Origin of the sequence: Dactylosporangium sp. NPDC051484, from assembly GCF_040689395.1 — a bacterium.
Lineage (GTDB): Bacteria > Actinomycetota > Actinomycetes > Mycobacteriales > Micromonosporaceae > Dactylosporangium.
Genome location: NZ_JBFAZX010000018.1, coordinates 77,762 through 94,384, shown reverse-complemented (window position 1 = coordinate 94,384; position 16,623 = coordinate 77,762). Strand labels below are relative to the sequence as shown.

The 16,623-nt window shown below is 71.0% G+C and carries 15 protein-coding genes; 2 read left to right on the top strand and 13 right to left on the bottom strand.

Features of this window, described 5'->3' with window-relative positions; all coding sequences use genetic code 11:
• Nucleotides 1-4: 4 nt before the first annotated feature.
• The 3 genes from ruvB to ruvC form a co-directional block, all read right to left on the bottom strand.
• Nucleotides 5-1,069 (bottom strand): Holliday junction branch migration DNA helicase RuvB, encoded by a 1,065-nt coding sequence (gene ruvB / locus AB0367_RS25830; protein WP_366228988.1) that lies wholly within the window; start codon nucleotides 1,067-1,069, stop codon nucleotides 5-7.
• A gap of 136 nt (nucleotides 1,070-1,205) precedes the next feature.
• Nucleotides 1,206-1,811, bottom strand: coding sequence for a Holliday junction branch migration protein RuvA (gene ruvA, locus AB0367_RS25825; RefSeq protein ID WP_366228987.1), 606 nt, complete (start codon nucleotides 1,809-1,811; stop codon nucleotides 1,206-1,208).
• Complete coding sequence (ruvC, locus tag AB0367_RS25820; protein ID WP_366228986.1) at nucleotides 1,808-2,320, bottom strand: crossover junction endodeoxyribonuclease RuvC; 513 nt, start codon at nucleotides 2,318-2,320, stop codon at nucleotides 1,808-1,810. The genes ruvA and ruvC overlap by 4 nt, the downstream gene beginning before the upstream one ends.
• A 141-nt stretch (nucleotides 2,321-2,461) precedes the next feature.
• Here ruvC and AB0367_RS25815 point away from each other — a divergent pair, with 141 nt between their 5' ends.
• Together AB0367_RS25815 and AB0367_RS25810 are read left to right on the top strand one after the other, a co-directional pair.
• Nucleotides 2,462-3,256 carry a 3-hydroxybutyrate dehydrogenase gene (locus AB0367_RS25815; RefSeq protein ID WP_366228985.1) on the top strand — a complete coding sequence of 265 codons (795 nt, stop codon included), beginning with the start codon at nucleotides 2,462-2,464 and terminating at the stop codon, nucleotides 3,254-3,256.
• A gap of 11 nt (nucleotides 3,257-3,267) precedes the next feature.
• On the top strand, nucleotides 3,268-5,160 hold the full coding sequence (locus tag AB0367_RS25810) for a helix-turn-helix domain-containing protein (RefSeq protein ID WP_366229032.1): 1,893 nt from the start codon (nucleotides 3,268-3,270) through the stop codon (nucleotides 5,158-5,160).
• Nucleotides 5,161-5,236: 76 nt separating this feature from the next.
• Here AB0367_RS25810 and AB0367_RS25805 read toward each other — a convergent pair whose 3' ends face one another.
• The 10 genes from AB0367_RS25805 to AB0367_RS25760 all read right to left on the bottom strand — a co-directional run bounded on the left by AB0367_RS25805 (nucleotide 5,237) and on the right by AB0367_RS25760 (nucleotide 16,493).
• Nucleotides 5,237-5,848 (bottom strand): TetR/AcrR family transcriptional regulator, encoded by a 612-nt coding sequence (locus AB0367_RS25805; protein WP_366228984.1) that lies wholly within the window; start codon nucleotides 5,846-5,848, stop codon nucleotides 5,237-5,239.
• Between the two features lie 64 nt (nucleotides 5,849-5,912).
• Entirely contained in the window at nucleotides 5,913-7,451 is a 1,539-nt protein-coding gene (locus AB0367_RS25800; RefSeq protein ID WP_366228983.1) for an MFS transporter, read from the bottom strand.
• A gap of 268 nt (nucleotides 7,452-7,719) precedes the next feature.
• Nucleotides 7,720-8,640 carry an alpha/beta hydrolase gene (locus AB0367_RS25795; RefSeq protein WP_366229031.1) on the bottom strand — a complete coding sequence of 307 codons (921 nt, stop codon included), beginning with the start codon at nucleotides 8,638-8,640 and terminating at the stop codon, nucleotides 7,720-7,722.
• A 95-nt stretch (nucleotides 8,641-8,735) separates the two neighbouring features.
• Nucleotides 8,736-9,959, bottom strand: coding sequence for a glycoside hydrolase family 5 protein (locus AB0367_RS25790; protein WP_366228982.1), 1,224 nt, complete (start codon nucleotides 9,957-9,959; stop codon nucleotides 8,736-8,738).
• Nucleotides 9,960-10,050: 91 nt separating this feature from the next.
• Complete coding sequence (locus tag AB0367_RS25785; RefSeq protein WP_366228981.1) at nucleotides 10,051-10,722, bottom strand: response regulator transcription factor; 672 nt, start codon at nucleotides 10,720-10,722, stop codon at nucleotides 10,051-10,053.
• Nucleotides 10,722-11,738, bottom strand: coding sequence for an ATP-binding protein (locus AB0367_RS25780; RefSeq protein ID WP_366228980.1), 1,017 nt, complete (start codon nucleotides 11,736-11,738; stop codon nucleotides 10,722-10,724). Before AB0367_RS25780 ends, AB0367_RS25785 begins: the two co-directional genes overlap by 1 nt.
• A 5-nt stretch (nucleotides 11,739-11,743) precedes the next feature.
• Nucleotides 11,744-13,213 carry a hypothetical protein gene (locus tag AB0367_RS25775; protein WP_366228979.1) on the bottom strand — a complete coding sequence of 490 codons (1,470 nt, stop codon included), beginning with the start codon at nucleotides 13,211-13,213 and terminating at the stop codon, nucleotides 11,744-11,746.
• 14 nt (nucleotides 13,214-13,227) lie between these two features.
• On the bottom strand, nucleotides 13,228-14,829 hold the full coding sequence (locus tag AB0367_RS25770) for a glycosyltransferase family 39 protein (protein ID WP_366228978.1): 1,602 nt from the start codon (nucleotides 14,827-14,829) through the stop codon (nucleotides 13,228-13,230).
• Nucleotides 14,819-15,970 carry a glycosyltransferase gene (locus AB0367_RS25765; RefSeq protein WP_366228977.1) on the bottom strand — a complete coding sequence of 384 codons (1,152 nt, stop codon included), beginning with the start codon at nucleotides 15,968-15,970 and terminating at the stop codon, nucleotides 14,819-14,821. Before AB0367_RS25765 ends, AB0367_RS25770 begins: the two co-directional genes overlap by 11 nt.
• Complete coding sequence (locus tag AB0367_RS25760) at nucleotides 15,882-16,493, bottom strand: GtrA family protein (RefSeq protein WP_366228976.1); 612 nt, start codon at nucleotides 16,491-16,493, stop codon at nucleotides 15,882-15,884. Before AB0367_RS25760 ends, AB0367_RS25765 begins: the two co-directional genes overlap by 89 nt.
• Nucleotides 16,494-16,623 lie beyond the last annotated feature (130 nt).

Here is a 16,623-nt window from a genome sequence, read left to right as displayed (position 1 = left end):
GGAGCTATGGCTCCAAGCTGAACAGATCAGGTGTTTGGGACAATCCGCCCGCGGAGTTTCCGCCACCGACGGTACCAGCGGGAGCTGGTATTCCGAGATGGCCCCATGCGCTCGCCGTAGCGACCCGGCCACGGGGAGTACGCGAGATAAGCCCGGTCCGCAGCAAGAACGGCTCGCAGACCTCCTCGACCGTATCGGGTTGCTCGCCCACGGCGACGGCGAGCGTGGACAGGCCGACCGGCCCGCCGCCGTGGCGCAGCAGGGCCAGCAGCACCGCCCGGTCGAGCCGGTCCAGGCCGAGCTCGTCCACGTCGTACACGGTCAGCGCCGCCCGCGCCGCGCCCAGGTCCACCACGCCGTTGCCGCGGACCTCGGCGTAGTCGCGGACCCGGCGCAGCAGCCGGTTGGCGATCCGGGGCGTGCCGCGAGAGCGCCGGCCGATCTCCGCCGCCCCGTCCTCGGTGATCGGCACGTCGAGAATGCGCGCCGACCGGGCGATGATCCGCTCCAGCTCCTCGGGCTCGTAGAACTCCAGCTGCCCGACGAACCCGAAGCGGTCGCGCATCGGGCCGGTGAGCAGGCCGCTGCGGGTCGTGGCACCCACCAGCGTGAACGGCTCCACGTCCAGCGGGATCGCGGTCGCACCGGGGCCCTTGCCGACCACCACGTCGACCCGGAAGTCCTCCATGGCGGTGTACAACAACTCCTCGGCCGGCCGCGCCATGCGGTGGATCTCGTCGATGAACAGCACGTCGCCGTGCTGCAGGCTGGTCAGCACCGCGGCCAGGTCGCCGGCCCGCTCGATCGCCGGCCCGCTGGTCATACGCAGCCCGGCGCCCAGCTCCGCGGCCACGATCATGGCCATGGTCGTCTTGCCCAGCCCCGGCGGGCCGGAGAGCAGGATATGGTCGGGCGGGCTGCCCCGGCGCAGGGCGCTCTGCAGCAGCAGGTCGAGCTGCTCGCGCACCCGGTGCTGCCCGATGACCTCCGCGAGCCGCTTGGGGCGCACGGTCTGATCGGCGATCGCGTCCTCGTCGGACGCGAACGCACTGATCAACGGATCCGTCACGACGCCTCCGCCCGGTCTGGCTCGATGGGGCTTCGCACGGATCGACCCAGACCAGGCGCCGCCCAGTCTGGCTCGATGGGGCTTCGCACGGATCGACCCGGACCAGGCGCCGCATCGCCGCAACGCCGCGCGCCGTTCATCGGATCGTGCCCAGCATCTTGATCGCCTGCTTGAGCAGCACCGGCACCGCCGGCACGGTCTGCCCGTCGAGCTGCTCAGCGACCGCGGCTACCGCCTGGTCGGCCTGGCCGGAGCTCCAGCCGAGCCCGACCAGCGCCTGGCGGACCTGCTCGGGCCAGACCGCGGCGCCCACGCCGACCAGCGCCGCGCCGTCGCCCGGCAGGGCGCCGATCTTGTCGCGCAGCTCCAGCACCAGCCGCTCGGCCCCCTTCTTGCCGATGCCCGGCACGCGGGTCAGCGTCGAGGTGTCACCGGCGGAGATGGCGCGGCGCACCACATCAGGAGCGTGCACGGCGAGCACGGCCTGGGCCAGCCGGGGCCCCACCCCGCTCGCCGTCTGCAGCAGCTCGAACAGCTGCCGGGCATCGTCGTCGGCGAAGCCGTAGAGGGTGAGCGAGTCCTCCCGCACCACCAGCGAGGTCGCCAGCCGGGCCTCCTGCCCCACCCGCAGGTCGGCGACGGTGTGCGGCGAGCACTGCACGAGCAGGCCGACCCCGCCGACCTCGATCACCGCGCCGTCGGGCGACACCGCCACCACCTTGCCGCGAACGCTCGCGATCACCGGGCCCTCCTCAATGCGGCGCTGAGGCGCTCGCGCGCCCCGCCCCGCCAGACGTGACAGATGGCCAAGGCTAAGGCGTCGGCGGCGTCGGCCGGGCGCGGCGCGACCTCCAGCCGCAGCAGCCGGGTCACCATCGCGGTCACCTGCGCCTTGTCGGCGTTGCCGTTGCCACTGATGGCGGCCTTGACCTCGCTGGGGGTGTACAGCTGCACGGGCAGCCCGGCCCGCGCCGCGGCGAGGATGGCCACCGCACCGGCCTGCGCCGTGCCCATCACGGTGCGCACGTTGTGCTGGCTGAAGACCCGCTCGACGGCGACTGCCTCGGGGCGGTGCTCGGCGACCACCTCGGCGAGGCGCACGTCGAGGCCGAGCAGGCGCAGCGCCAGGTCCTCGTCCGGGTCGCTGGTGACGACCTCGTAGTGCACGGGCCGGCACGGCCGTCCCGGCTGCCCCTCGACCACCGCCACGCCGCACCGGGTCAGCCCCGGGTCGACCCCCAGCACGCGCACCGGCAACCTCCTCAAACGTGTGTTCGACACCCTATCGGACGGTCGCGGCGGACCGGTCGCGCGACACACACACCGACCACGCTGAAGGTATGTGGGCGAGCCCCATGGGACGGGCGCGCGAAGCCTCGTACGTTTCCCGCCATGACGACGCCTCACCCCGCTACGCCGCACCAGGTGGTCGCGCTTGACCTGCGCGGACGCACCGCGCTGGTCACCGGGGCCGGTAGCGGCATCGGCCGCAGCGTCGCGGTGCGCCTCGCCACCGCCGGGGCGCGGGTGGTGGCGCTCGACCGCGACGCCGAGCCGCTCGAGGCCCTCGCCCGGGAGGCGGACGTCATACCCGTGGTCGCCGACCTGTCCGACCTGGACGGCATCGAACAGCGGCTGGCCGGCCACCTCGACGTCGACGTCCTGGTCAACAACGCCGGGCTGCAGCACGTGGCGGCGCTGGAGGACTTCCCGCCGGAGCGCTTCGCCCACATCCAGACCGTGATGGTCTGCGCCCCCTTCCGGCTCGTGCGCGCCGTCCTGCCGCACATGTACGCCGGGAACTGGGGCCGCGTCGTCAACATCTCCTCGGTGCACGGCCTGCGGGCCTCGCCGTTCAAGGCCGCCTACGTCACCGCCAAGCACGCCCTCGAGGGGCTGTCGAAGACCGTCGCGCTCGAGGGCGCGCCGCACGGGGTCACGGCGAACTGCGTCAACCCGGCGTACGTGCGTACGCCGCTGGTCGAGAAGCAGATCGCCGACCAGGCACGCACCCACGGCATCGACGAGTCCGAGGTCGTCGAGAAGATCATGCTGACCAGCGCCGCGATCAAGCGGCTCATCGAGCCGGCCGAGGTCGCCGAGCTCGTCGCCTACCTGTGCACCGACGTCGCGGGCTTCATCACCGGTACTTCGCTGTCGATCGACGGCGGCTGGACCGCACACTAGGAGTTGTGACGATGCTGGAGTACCTCGAACTGCTGGCCCGCGAGGCGGCCGCCGTGGAGTTCGAGGGCCCGCTCGTCGCCGCGCGCAGCGCCGGCCTGCCGCCCGAGCGCGTCGCCGAGCTCGAGCAGGCCAAGGTCGTCGCGCTGCGCGTCCGCGCCCTGCTGGAGCGGCGCCGCCGGCGCGAGGAGGAGCTGTCCGGGCTCTTCGACACGGCCAGCGACCTGGCCGGCCTGCGCGACGTCGACGCCGTGCTCGCCGCGATCGTGCACCGGGCGCGGACGCTTCTGGGTGCCGACGTGGCGTACATGACGCTCACCGACGAGGCCCGCGGCGACACCTACATGCGGGTCACCGACGGCTCGGTCTCGGCCCGCTTCCAGGCGCTGCGGCTGCCGATGGGCGCCGGCCTCGGCGGCCTGGTCGCGCAGACCGGCAGCCCGTACGTCACCGCCGACTACCCCCGCGACAGCCGCTTCCGGCACACCGGCGACATCGACGCCGGCGTGAGCGAGGAGGGGCTGGTGGCGATCCTCGGGGTACCGCTGCGGCTGGGCGCCCGGATCATCGGCGTGCTCTACGCCGCCAACCGCTCCGCCCGCCCGTTCGCCCGCGAGGAGGTCTCGCTGCTGCTCTCCCTCGCCGCCAACGCCGCCGTCGCGATCGACACCGCGCGGCTGCTCGGCGAGACCCAGGCCGCGCTGGAGGAGCTCTCCGCCGCCAACGGCGTCATCCGCGCGCACAGCGACTCCGTCGAGCGGGCCGCGGCCGCGCACGACCGGATGACCGCGCTCGTGCTGCGCGGCGCCGGCGTCGAGGACGTCGCCGCGGTCGTGGTCGAGGTCCTCGGCGGCTCCCTGCTCGTCCTGGACGCCGAGAACCGCCGCCTGGCCCTGGTCGGCGAGCTGGCCGAGCCCGACCCGGGCGCGGTCGCCGAGGCCCTGGCCGCCTCGCGCACCGAGGGCCGCAGCGTGCGCCGCGGCCAGCTGTGGGTGGCCGCGATCGTGGCCGGCGCGGAGAACCTCGGCGCTCTCGTCCTGCGCCCCGACCGCGCGCTCGTCAACGCCGACCAGCGCATCCTGGAGCGCGCCGCGGTCGTCACGGCGCTGCTGCAGCTGTTCCGCCGCACCGTGGCCGAGGCCGAGGGCCGCGTGCGCGGCGAGCTGCTCGACGACGTCATCACGCGCCCGGTCCGCGACGCCGACGCGCTGCGCGCCCGCGCCAAGCGCCTCGGGGTCGACCTGGACGCCCCCAACGTCGTCATCGCCATCGGCGCGGACGCGCTCGCCGGCGGCTCGATCCGCCAGCGGGCCATGTCGTGGGCGCAGACGTACGCCCAGACTCGAGCCGGCCTGGCCGCCGTCCGCGACGGCCACGTCGTGCTCCTGCTGCCCGGCGAGGCCCCTGGCGCCGCCGCCCGGCTCGTCGCCCGCGACCTGGGCAAGCTGCTGGGCCGCCCGATCACCGCCGGCGCCGGCGGCCCGGCGAGCACCCCCGAGGGCATCGCCACCGCCTACCGCGACGCCGAGCGCTGCGTGAGCGCCCTGGCCGCCCTGGGCCGCACCGGCACCGGCGCCAGCACTGCCGAGCTGGGCTTCGTCGGCCTGTTGCTGGGCTCGGCCCCGGACGGCCGCGACCGCGGCGTACGGTCGTTCCTGGACACCGCGATCGGCCCGGTGCTCGACTACGACGCGCGGCGGGGCACCACGCTGGTGAAGACCCTGGAGGCGTACTTCGGCGTCGGCGGCAGCCTGACCCGGGCCGCGGAGGTCCTGCACGTGCACGTCAACACGGTCACCCAGCGCCTCGAACGGATCGGCCAGCTCCTCGGCGCCGACTGGCAGCAGCCGGAGCGCGCCCTGGAGGTCCAGCTCGCCCTGCGCCTGCACCGCCTGCAGACCCCCTGACCGGCCATCCTCGGGAAACGAGGCGGCCCGGCGTCGCCGAGGGAGGCGGGCCGGGCCGGGTGGCGGCGGACAGAGGTCAGGACTGCGCGCCGCGCAGCACGAAGTCGACCAGGTTCTCCGCGAAGTGCTCGTCCGGGACGTTCGGGTTCCATCGCAGCATGTTCTGCGCGATCGCCGGCCCGGCGAGGACCAGCACGGCCAGCTCCACGTCCAGGTCGGCGCGCAGCTCGCCCGAGGCGATGCCCCGGTGCAGCACCGAGCGCAGCACCTCCCGGTGCGGCTCCACGACCCCCTGGTACACCCGGGTCATCTCCGGGCTCTTGAACAGCTCCGGCATGAGGCAGGCCGTGACCTTGCCCTGCCGGGCCATCCGCTTGTTGCGCATCGCGGCGATCAGCGTGACCAGGTCGTCGCGCACCGACTCGCCGCGCAGCTCGGGCAGTGGGCCCTTCATCGCCAGCACGGCGTCGATGAGCAACGCCTCCTTGTTGGGCCAGCGGCGGTAGATCGTCGCCTTGCCAACGCCGGCCTTCGCCGCGACCGCCTCGATCGAGACGGCGTCCGCGCTCTGACCGGCGCCGAGCAGCTCGAACACCGCCTCGACGATCGCCTCGTCGACCCGGGCGCTGCGGGGCCGGCCAGGACCCTTCCGGTCCTGGTCGGGCGCCACATCCACGTGGAGCGTCATGGTTTCCATTGTTACCGAGTTTTCACCCTGAAGCTACTCACCGCTTGCTCACACGCTCACACGCTCACTCGCCAACCCTGACGAGCTTCTCACCCTGCTCCCGCGCCAGGCTCTCGGCGGTGGCCGGGACGGGTGCGGCCGCCGGGCGCTTGCCGGGCAGCCACAGGGCGGCCACGACCGCGCCGAGGACCGCGAAGATCGCCGAGCCGATCGCGGAGGCGTGCATGGCGGCGATGAAGGCGTCGTTGGCGTGCTGGATCAGCGCTGGCCCAGCGGGCCCGACGTGCGGCGCCACCCCGTACGCACCGGAGATCGACTCGCCGGCGGCATGCTTCGCGGCGGCCGGCAGGCCGCTCGTGGCGGAGGCGATGTGATCGCGGTACACGGAGGAGACGACGGCGCCGAGGGCGGCCACACCGAGCGCGCCGCCGACCTGACGGATGGTGTTGCTGACGGCCGATCCGACACCGGCCTTCTCGCGGGGAAGCGTGGACATGATCGCCTCCGTCGCGGGCGGCATCACGTTGGCCATGCCGACGCCCATGAGGAAGAACAGCGCGCCCACGATCCAGATCGGGGTGGTCGCCGTGATGAAGATCCACGCGCCCAGGCCGACCGCGACGAGCAGCAGGCCGACGGTGCTGACCACCTTCGGGCCGAAACGCTTGACCATCGCGGCGCTGCGCGGGGCGAAGACCATCTGAGCGAGGGCGAACGGCACGAACAGGGCGCCGGAGGCAAGCGGGCCGTAGCCGCGGACCAGTTGCAGGTAGAAGGCGCTGACGAACATGACGCCCATCGCCGCGAAGAAGACCAGGCCGATCATGCCGGTCGAGGCGCTGAACTGGCGGTTGGAGAACAGCCGCACGTCCAGCGACGGGAACTCGACGCGCCGCTCGTAACGGGCGAACGCGCCCAGCACCACGACCGCCGCGGCGAGGGTGCCCCAGGACTCGATCCTGGCGAAGCCGTGGTCGCCGCCCTCGATGACACCGTACGTGAGCAGGGTCAGGCCGACGATGGACAGCAGCACGCCGACGATGTCGATGCGGCCCGGCTTCGGGTCGCGCGACTCGGGGATGAGGGTGTTGACCAGGATCAGGCCGCCGACCACGATCGGGACGTTGATCAGGAAGACCGAGCCCCACCAGAAGTGCTCGAGCAGCAGGCCGCCGACGATCGGGCCGATCGCGACGCCGAGGCCGACCGCGCCGGCCCACACGCCGATGGCGCGGCCGCGCTCGCGCGGGTCGAAGACGTTGGCGATGATCGACAACGTCGAGGGCATGACCGCCGCGGCGCCGAGGCCCATCAGTGCGCGGGCCCAGATCAGCTGGCCCGGCGAGTCGGCGTAGGCGGACGCGAGCGACGCGATGCCGAACAGGGCGAGGCCGACGGTGAGCGTGATGCGGCGGCCGAGCCGGTCGGCCAGGATGCCGGCGGTGAACAGCAGGCCGGCGAAGACCAGCGTGTAGGAGTTGATCGCCCACTCCAGCTGGCTCTGGGTGGCGCCGAGGCCGTGCCGCGGGTCGGCGATGGTGCGCATGGCGACGTTGAGGACGGTGTTGTCCAGCACCACCACGAGCAGGCTGATGACGAGCACGCCGAGGATGGCCCAGCGTCGAGGATGTCCGGTGTTGGCTGATGCCGTTTGGGTAGATGCGTCCACGGTGTTGCTTCCCCCTGGTCTGAACGCTTGGTCTGCACGCCGCCTGAACGCGAAGTCCGTCGGAGCGTGATAACGATACGGAACAGTTCCGTATCAACGTAGCTCGTGAGCCACGATACGGAACCGTCTCGTATTGAAAAGTGCGTCCCATCACACCGGGCGTCGCCCGCGGAACGAAGCGATGCGCAGACCCTCGCGAGTGCTAAGCGGCGACCCGCTCCAGGAAGTCGCCGAGCAGGGGCAGGAACCCCACGGACAGCTGATCGAACAGGGCGATGCCGGGGCGCGGGGGCACCGGGTGCAGCATGTGCCCGACCCCGGGCAGCACCGCGATCCCGTTGCGGCCGCGGTGCCGGGCGGGCAGCCGCGCGCCGAGCACCTCGAGGCTGCGCTCGACCGGCACGTGCTCGTCGTCGGCGCCGAAGAACGCCATGATCGGACAGGGCAGGAACGGCAGCAGCGCCGGCGGGTCGAACGGCAGCGTGCGGGCGAAGAAGGCCAGGGTCTGCGGGGTGTCATACGGCGGGCCGCAGACCACGGCGTGCCAGGGCTCGCCCGTGAACCGGGCCTGCTCGGCGTGGACCAGTGCGGGGTCCGCGCCGGCGCCGAGCCGGGCGGCGCGCTCGTCGGCCCAGGCCAGCCCTGCCTCGACCGCGTCCTCGGACAGGCCCGTGCGGCGCATGACCCGGGCCAGCAGCGTGCGCCGCTGTTCCTCCACACCGACGAACGGCCCGCCTACGGTCACGACGTGGTCGACCCGGTCGGGGGCATTGACCGCGGCGAGCAGCGCGACCCAGCCGCCCTGGCTGTAGCCGATCAGCCCGGCCCGCTCGACCCCGGCCTGCTTGCGCAGGGTGGCCAGGGCGGCGAGGGCCTCGGCGGCGCGGTCGGCGAAGGACTGCTCGCGCCAGTCGCCGGGGGATCCGCCGCAGCCGGGCTTGTCGTGGCGCAGGGTGGCGATCCCGCGCTCGGCGAGCCAGCCGGGCACGCCCTGCCAGGCGTCGCGGGTGGCCGGGCCGGAGCCGTCGACGAGCACCAGGCCGGCCCGGGCCGGGCCGTCAGGGCCATCGGCCGCCCCACCGGCGGCGCCGGGTGTGCACAGGACCGCGTTCAACGGACCCATCACGGTATCGACGACAGTGGCTGCCTCAGGCATGGATCGGCCCTCCCCCCGTGAATGTAACAGCGGGGGGAGGGCCGTGCCTGCCTGCTTCGGGGTTACCCCGCAGCCGCGGCCAGAGGCGCCTGGTAGCTCTTCAGCAGCGCCGCTTTGTCGGCGTCCACGGTCTTCCAGTCATCCTGCAGGACCCCGCCGGTGTCACCGGAGTTCGGGTTCCAGGACCAGTAGGTGTAGCTGAGCCCGTTGTCCTTCAGGTAGGCGACGAGGTTGCGCTGCCAGATGCCCTCAAGGTCCTTGTTGCCCTGCTCGTCCTTCTCGGCGACGGAGCGGCCGCCGAACTCACCCATGAGCACCGGGGCGATGTTCTTCTTCACGAGGAAGCCGAACTGCTTGTCCCACAGGGCCGGCATGTTGGCGGGGAACTGCGGGTCGGTGAACCACTGCTGCGACCAGACCTTCGGGCTGTAGTCGTGCGCGGAGTACACCAGCTTGGCGGGGTCCGACAGCTTCACCGGGTGCTCGGCGGCGCCCTGCAGGTTGCCACCCCACCAGTAGCCGTCGGTGTTGCCGTCGGCGGTCTTGTAGTTCTCGATGCCCTCGACGACGATCAGCCAGTTCGGGTTGGCCTTGAGCACCGCGTCGCCGGCGCGCTGCGCGGCGGCCTGCCAGTCGGTCTTCTCGTTGCCGTCGCCCCAGGTGGCCTCGCCGTGCGGCTCGTTGTGCAGGTCGGCGCCGACCACGAGCGGGTTGTTCTTGTAGTGCGTGGCGAGCTTGACCCAGTCGGAGATCCAGCGCTCCTCGCTGACCTTGTCGGTGTACCAGAGGTTGCTCTGGCCGGACGACGTCGGGCGGTGCCGGTCGAGGATGACCATCATGCCGCGCTTGGTGGCGCCCTCCACGACCTTGTCCATGATCTGCGGGCCGGTCAGGCCCTGGAGGTCGGGGTTGAGGGCGAAGTCGACACCGTTCGGCTTCGCCGCGGCGTCGAACAACTCGTTGCTGAACGGCAGGCGCAACGTGTTGAAGCCCTGACCGACGATCTGGTCGAGCATGTCGTTCAGGCTGCGCGACCACAGCCCGTGCGGCGCGAACGTCTCGGTCTCCAGTCCGAACCAGTTGACACCGGTGAACGTCACGGTCTCACCGCGGGCATCGACGATGCGGCTGCCCTCGGCGTGCAGGGGCATCTGCAGACGCTGCGCGGACTGCGCCATCGTCGGCTGGACCTTCTTGTCCTTGTGCTGCAGCAGTGGCACCAGTGCCACTGCGGCTACGGCGAGCGCGACCAGTGCGGAAATCCAGTAAAGGCGCGTACGACCCATAGAGCTGACCTGTCCTCACGTTTGACGGCGGGGCAGGTCAACACGCTACGGACAGCAGAATGCGCAGTCAGCGTACAAATGCCGGATTTGTTCATGCACCAATTGAAGGAGAGTCCCAATCAGCGGCGCGGACGACGGCCTCGAGCTTCGAGCGGGCGCCCATCTTGCTCAGCAGGTGGCGCACGTGGCTGCGGACCGTGGTGTAGCTGATGCTCAGCTCGCGCGCGATGTCACGGTTGTCCTTGCCCTCGGCCATCAGGGCGAGGATCTGCCGCTCGCGCGGCGTGAGGCTATCAAGCCGCCGGGCGTGCTCCTGGGAGCGGCGCGCGTTCTCGCGCCGGCGGGACAGGAGCTTGGCCAGTTGGCGGGCCGGCACCAGGATCTCGCCGTCGACGGCGCGCCGCACGGCCTCGGCCACGTCGGCGCCGCCGGCGCTCTTGACCAGATAGCCGGCCGCGCCGGCCTCGAGCGCGGTGAGGATCACCTGGTCGCTCTGGTCGGCGCTGAGGAAGACGATGGCCACGTCGGGCTGGTGCGCGCGCAGCGCCGCGACCGCCTCGGCGCCGGTGCCGTCGGGCAGCCAGAAGTCGCACAGGGCCACGTCGACCCGCTCCACGTCGGAGAGGTGCTCGACCTCGCCGACGCTGCTGGCCAGGGCCACGACGCGCAGCTCGGGGTGCTCGTTGAGGAGGGCGGCGAGCCCCTCCGCGACGACCTGGTGGTCCTCGACGATCAGCACACGGTAGGGCGGACGGCCACTCACTATGGGGCTCCTTTGGATTGCAGGTCGGCGCCACGCGGCACCCAGAACGTGACGGTGGTGCCGCTGCCCGGCACGCTGCTGATCCGGAACCACCCGCCGGCCAGATCCGCCCGCTCCCGCATGAGCAGCAGCCCGAGGTGCCCGGGGTCGGTGTGCAGGATCTCGGCGCCGACGCCGTCGTCGACGACCCGGACCAGGTAGCCGTTCTCCTGCTCGCCCAGGATCACCGTGCAGCGGTCGGCGTCGGCGTGCTTGCCGACGTTGGCGACGGCCTCCTGCAACATGCGGTAGAGCAGCAGGCGCGTCGGCAGCGCCGGCTCGGCGGCGAGCCGGTCCTCGACGCGCACTTCGAGTTCGTGGCGCTCGGCGAGGTCGTCGAGCAGGTCGCGGGTGGCGGCCACGAGCCCGTCGTCGGCCAGCTTCGGCGGGCGGAAGTCGAAGATGAGCCGGCGCAGCCGTTCGGCCGCCTGCACGAGGGAGGCCTCCAGCTTGTCGAGGATCTCCAGGTCGGCCGGGTCGCGCAGGCGGCGGCGCAGGTGTTGCAGGCGCAGCGTGGCGGCGGTGATCACCTGCAGGCTGTCGTCGTGCACGCCGGCGGCGATGCGGGCGCGCTCGCGCTCCTGGGAGAGGATGAGGTCGCTGAGCAGCTCGCCCTGCTCGTGCTCGGTGAGGGTGAGCCGGGCGATGCGCTGCTCGAGGCTGGCCCGGCTGCGCCCGGGCATGCTCTGGTCGTCGATGGCGAGCACCAGCAGGCCGCTGGGGTCGCCGGCGAGGGTGCGGGCCCGCACGTCCACGGCGATCTCGCGCCCGCCGGGCAGCCGCACCACTGACGCCACGGGCTCCTGCGTGCTGAACGCCGGGTCGCCGACGAAGAGGTCGGCGACCCGGCGTCCCACGAGGTCGGCGGTGGAGCGCTGGAACAGCGCCTCGGCCGCGCTGCTGGCCAGGCGCACCACCCCGGCGGCGTCGAGCACGATCAACGCTTCCGGGGCGGCGCGGAACGCCTGCCAGTACAACAGCGTCAGTTCTCCAGGTTCTTAGGAATCGTAAACGGCTTGGCAGGCGGGATATCGACCGGTCCGCCGGACTTGTCGACCTTGAAGTTGACCGTCGCGGTCGAGTCGCTGCTCTGGCCGTGCAGGTGGAACACGACGGTGTCCTCGGTGTCGCCGGGGATGGTGTACTGCCCGACCGCCCGGGCGGTGCCCTTCTGGTCCACCCGGAACGCGGCGACCGTCTCCGGCTTGGCACCCTTGGCCGTCTGCACCGTCACGTGCACGGCCTCGTTGGGGGCGAACTGGGTGGCGTAGAAGTTCACCATCGTGCCCGGCAGACCGCCGTAGGCGTTGGTGCGGGCCTGCGGCATGTACGGGAGGATCGTGAACCCGCTCGAGACCGCCGCACGGCTCTGCTCGCCGGTGAACACCAGCGCCTGGGCGCCCTTGAGCTTGAACGGCATGGTGAGCCCGGCGCCCTTGAATCCGCCGGCGTCGTCGGTCGGTATCGCCATCACCGGCTGCCCGCCGGCCGCGTTGAGCCGCACCAGCACCCGCTCGTCGGGGGCGAAGCCGGAGCCGGAGAAGGTGACCTTCTGGGTGGCCTTCACCGCGTACGGGGCGATCTTGATCGACGGGTACAGCCGCAGCACCTGGAACGGCGCGCTGGCCGCAGCCCCGCTCTTCTTGCCCACGACCACCAGACTGGTCGTCCCGACGGCGGTGACCCCGACTCTGATCGGCGTCTTACCCACCGAGCCACCCTCGTCGGCCTTGAGGGTGAGGGTCGGCTCGCCGCTGATGCGGCCCCAGAACACGTCGAGGTTCTCGCCCGGCGCGAAGCCCTTCACCGTGAGGTTGATCGTGTCGCCGGGCTTACCGACGATCGCCGACAGCGTCGCCTGGCCGGCGCCCTGGGCGACCGACGCGTCGGCCTTGGCCACCTTGTCGGTGCTGCCGCGCGCCTGGGCGGTCACCTCCAGCACCGGCTGGGTCATCGTGCTGGGGAAGTTGAAGTTGGCCGTGAAGATCCCGTACTTGCCGGCCTTCGCCGTCGCCACCTGGTGCGGCTTCGCCGTGGCCGCGCCCTTCGGCGGCTTCTGGCCGGGCGCCGACGACGGCCCGAGATACACGTCGACGACGGACCCCTGGTCGAAGCCCGAGCCCTGGACGGTGACCGTGCCGCCCAGCCGCACCAGGCCCGGGTTCAGGGTGATCATCGGCGCGCCACCGCCCGGCACCATGACCCCGTTCAGGTCGACCTGCGGCGCGGGCGGGGCCTTCGTCTGTACCTCCGTCGGCGTCTCGGTGGGCTTGCCGCCGAGGCCGGGCGCGGTGATACCGAGCGCCGGCAGCAGCGAGCGGCCCACCATGACCAGCAGCACGGCCGCCGCGGCGGCCAGGAGCAGGCGCTTGCGGGAGAGCTTGACGTTGGCCCGTTTCTTCCGGCGACTCTTGCCGCGCGGGACCGCGGGCCGATGCTTGAGCGATTGCATCAGGGTCTCCAAAACTACGACGTGTTCCCGATCTTCACGATTGACAGCGAGACGTCGCCCCGGGTGGCCTGCCAGACGGGCTGCCCGTGCTGGTCGATCGCCTCGATGATCCAGGTCTCGCCGCCGCGCTGGAGGGCGTCGCGCATCTTGTTCGACATCACGACGTAATCGACGTTCTCCCAGCTGGAGTGGAAGACCTTGTCCCGCACGTCCGGGTCGGACGTGGCCTTGTAGTGCGGATGGGCGTTCTTGTACGGCGGGTTGTTGTCGTGCAGCGCAACCCAGATGTCGTCGTCGATGATGAGGCGGGCGTTGGTCGGGATGTTCGCCTTGATCCAGGCCACCTGCTGTTCCTGCAGCTGGGTGAGCGGCAGCCGGTAGGCGTCGCTGAACTCCAGCTGGCCCCGGTCGTTGTACTTCACCAGGAAGCCTCCCGGCATGACCAGCACCGGCACCAGGACGCAGGCGACGAGCACCGCCGCGCCGGCCTGCGCCGTGCGCCGGGTGAGCCAGCCGAAGAACATGCCGAGGTTGAGCGCGAACAGCGGCACCATCGGCGCGATGTAGAAGTCGAGCAGTGCGCTGCGGCTCAGGTAGAAGGCGTAGCCGACCGCCATCAGCCCGCACGCCAGCATCGGCGTGCGCAGCCGCCGGTTGCGCCGTCCGGAGATGAGCACGAGCAGGGTCGCCGCGGCGCCGGCGATGAGCAGGTAGCGGTCCTTGAACAGCCAGCTGTCGTGCAGCAGGTCGGTGAAGGACAGGCCGTTGGCGCTGTTGGAGTTGCGGTGCAGCTGCCACCAGACGGTGTACAGCAGCGACACGTGGTCACCGGGCGTGGTGGCGCCCAGGTTGAAGTTGAAGTTCTCCGGAAAGAGCTCGTTCTTGATCTGCGCGAAGAGCAGGTAACCGACGACCGGCGCGAGAGCGGCGAACCACCAGAAGCTCACCCCGAAGCGCCGGTTGGGCTGCTCCTTGATCGTCTTGTGCAGCAGGTACGCGCAGCCGGGCAGGATGAACAGCGCGTTCTCCTTGGTCACCAGCGCCAGGCCGAAGCAGAAGCCGGCGCCCATCGCGGTGACGATCCGCCCGTCCCGCCGGGCCAGCAGGTACAGCCCGAGCAGGATCCAGAACATCATGAGGTTGTCCAGCAGGACCTGGCGCTGGTAGTACACCCCGAGCGGGGACAGGTTGTACACGAACGTGGCCAGGAACGCGGCCGGCTTGCTGGCGGTGAAACGGCGCACCGTCTCGAACATCAGGAACACCGAGAGCAGGTGCACGATGAGCATGAGCGCCCGGCCGGTATTGATGGCGTTGCCGAAGGCGTTGAAGCCGCCGGGCAGCACCGCGACCCAGCCCGACAGCGCCAGCCAGCCCATCGGGGCGTGGTCGTAGAAGTAGGTGTACGGCGAGAGCTTGGCCTGCCGGAGCACCGACCAGGCCTGCTCCATGTAGATGCCCTCGTCGGTGAGGTACAGCGGGTAGCGGAACATGTTCCACCCGTGACTGACCAGTCCGATCAGCATGCACAGGGCGATGAGCCACTTCGGCGCCTTGTCCGGCTTGCGCGCGGAGGCGGGGGTGGCCCTGGGCCTGGTGAGGACTTCAGCCGACATTGCTCAACTCCGGAGCCTCGGCGGTGCGGTGTGCGCCGACGTGGGCGGTCTTCTCCCAGTTGGTGGCGCCCTTGAGCTGGCGGTACAGCGCGCGGGCGGCCGCGTAGGACAACACCATCTGATAGGGGAACCAGGTGATCGCCATCTTCACCACGGTCCCCGGGCCGGCCTTCAGCCCGTGCGCCCCGGTGAACTCGTAGAGCCCGACGACGGACATGACGAAGTGCGCGCCGAGCAGCAGCACCGGCAGCCAGGACAGCATCGCCACCGGCACGGGCACGGTGAGCACGAACGCCTGCAACAGCGCGACCGGCAGGTAGATGCCGAGCATCGCCTGGACGTGCGGAAACGCCAGGGTGTACCAGGCCAGGAAGCGCTGCCGCCGGTTGGGCATGAGCTTCCAGGTGCCCTTGCCCAGGGTCTGCATGAACCCCTGGCACCACCGCGTGCGCTGCTTGATGAAGCTCTGCAGCGTCGGCGGCGTCTCCTCCTTGGTCACGTAACGGTCGTCGTAGACCACCCGGACCTTCTCCCCCATGCTGGAGACCCGCAGGCCGATGTCGGCGTCCTCGGTGAGGTTGGTCTCGTCCCAGCCGCCCAGGCGCTCGATGAGCTCGCGCCGGAAGAACACCGTGTTGCCGCCGAGGGTGATGGCGCCGTTCTTGGCGTGGTAGTGCAGGCGGCTACGAAACCAGAAGAAGTACTCCAGCACGTTGAACGTCGAGTACCAGTTCGAGTCGAAGTTCATCAGCTGCACTCCGGCCTGCACCACGCTGACCTCGTCGGTCAGCATGATCGTGTTGACGATGTCGAAGAGCTCCCGCTGCACCTCGTCCTCGGCGTCGAAGATGGCCACGACGTCGTTGGTGGCGTAGCGCAGCGCCGTGTTCAGCCCGTGCGGCTTGTTGATCGGGCCGTCGTCGAAGACGACCACGTCCACGTTGGTCCGCCCGGCCGCGCGCAGCCGATTGACCTGGGCCCGGGCCTGCTCGATCGTGCCCACGTCGTCCGCCGAGCACACGACCAGGATCTGCACCAGGTGCGGCGGGTACTCAGCGGACGCGGCGCGGGCGATGGTGGCTTGGATGACCTCCTCCTCGTGCCTTGCCGGGAGGATGGCGGTGAAGGAGAGTTCCGGCATAGCACGTTGATCTGGCACGCGTGCCTTGGCGTCCGCCTCCGGCCGGTCCCACGTATAGATCATGAGATACAGGGCGTGAGCCGCCTGCACCGTCAGCAGCAGTGAGATCAGGGTGAGGACCGCCAACACGATCTGCTCCATCGGTGCGTTCACTCCAAATCCACTTCGAGCTGACGGCGAAGTTGACCCCGAATCCGGCCGCGATGCCGACCAGGTTGGCGGGGAGGTAGTGCAGGCCGAGACCGACCAGCAGCTGCACCACAATGACGTTGACCGGCATCGCGGCCAGGCCGGCGAGGCTGAAGTACGCGAACCGCTGCAGCGACAGGCGGCGCCGCCGGAAGGTCCACAGTTCATGCAGGACGTAGTTGGATACCAGCGCGATCTCGACAGCCGCTACCGTTGCGGGCAGCAGCGCGAGCCCGAGCAGCCCGTGCAGCACGAGCAGGGCGGCGTTGTTGACGACGACACCGCTGACTCCCACCAGGGAGAACCGGCTCAGCCGGAACAAGTAGGGCGTCACGCTCACAACCGTGCGGCCGGGCGTGCCCCCGGCACATCACGCCGCGGTTCTGCCGTAGCGCCCACCTTCGGCCTCCCCCATTCGGCGTAGTCCGCCTGGCACCGTGGCCCGCGGTATTTGTTCCTTTTGC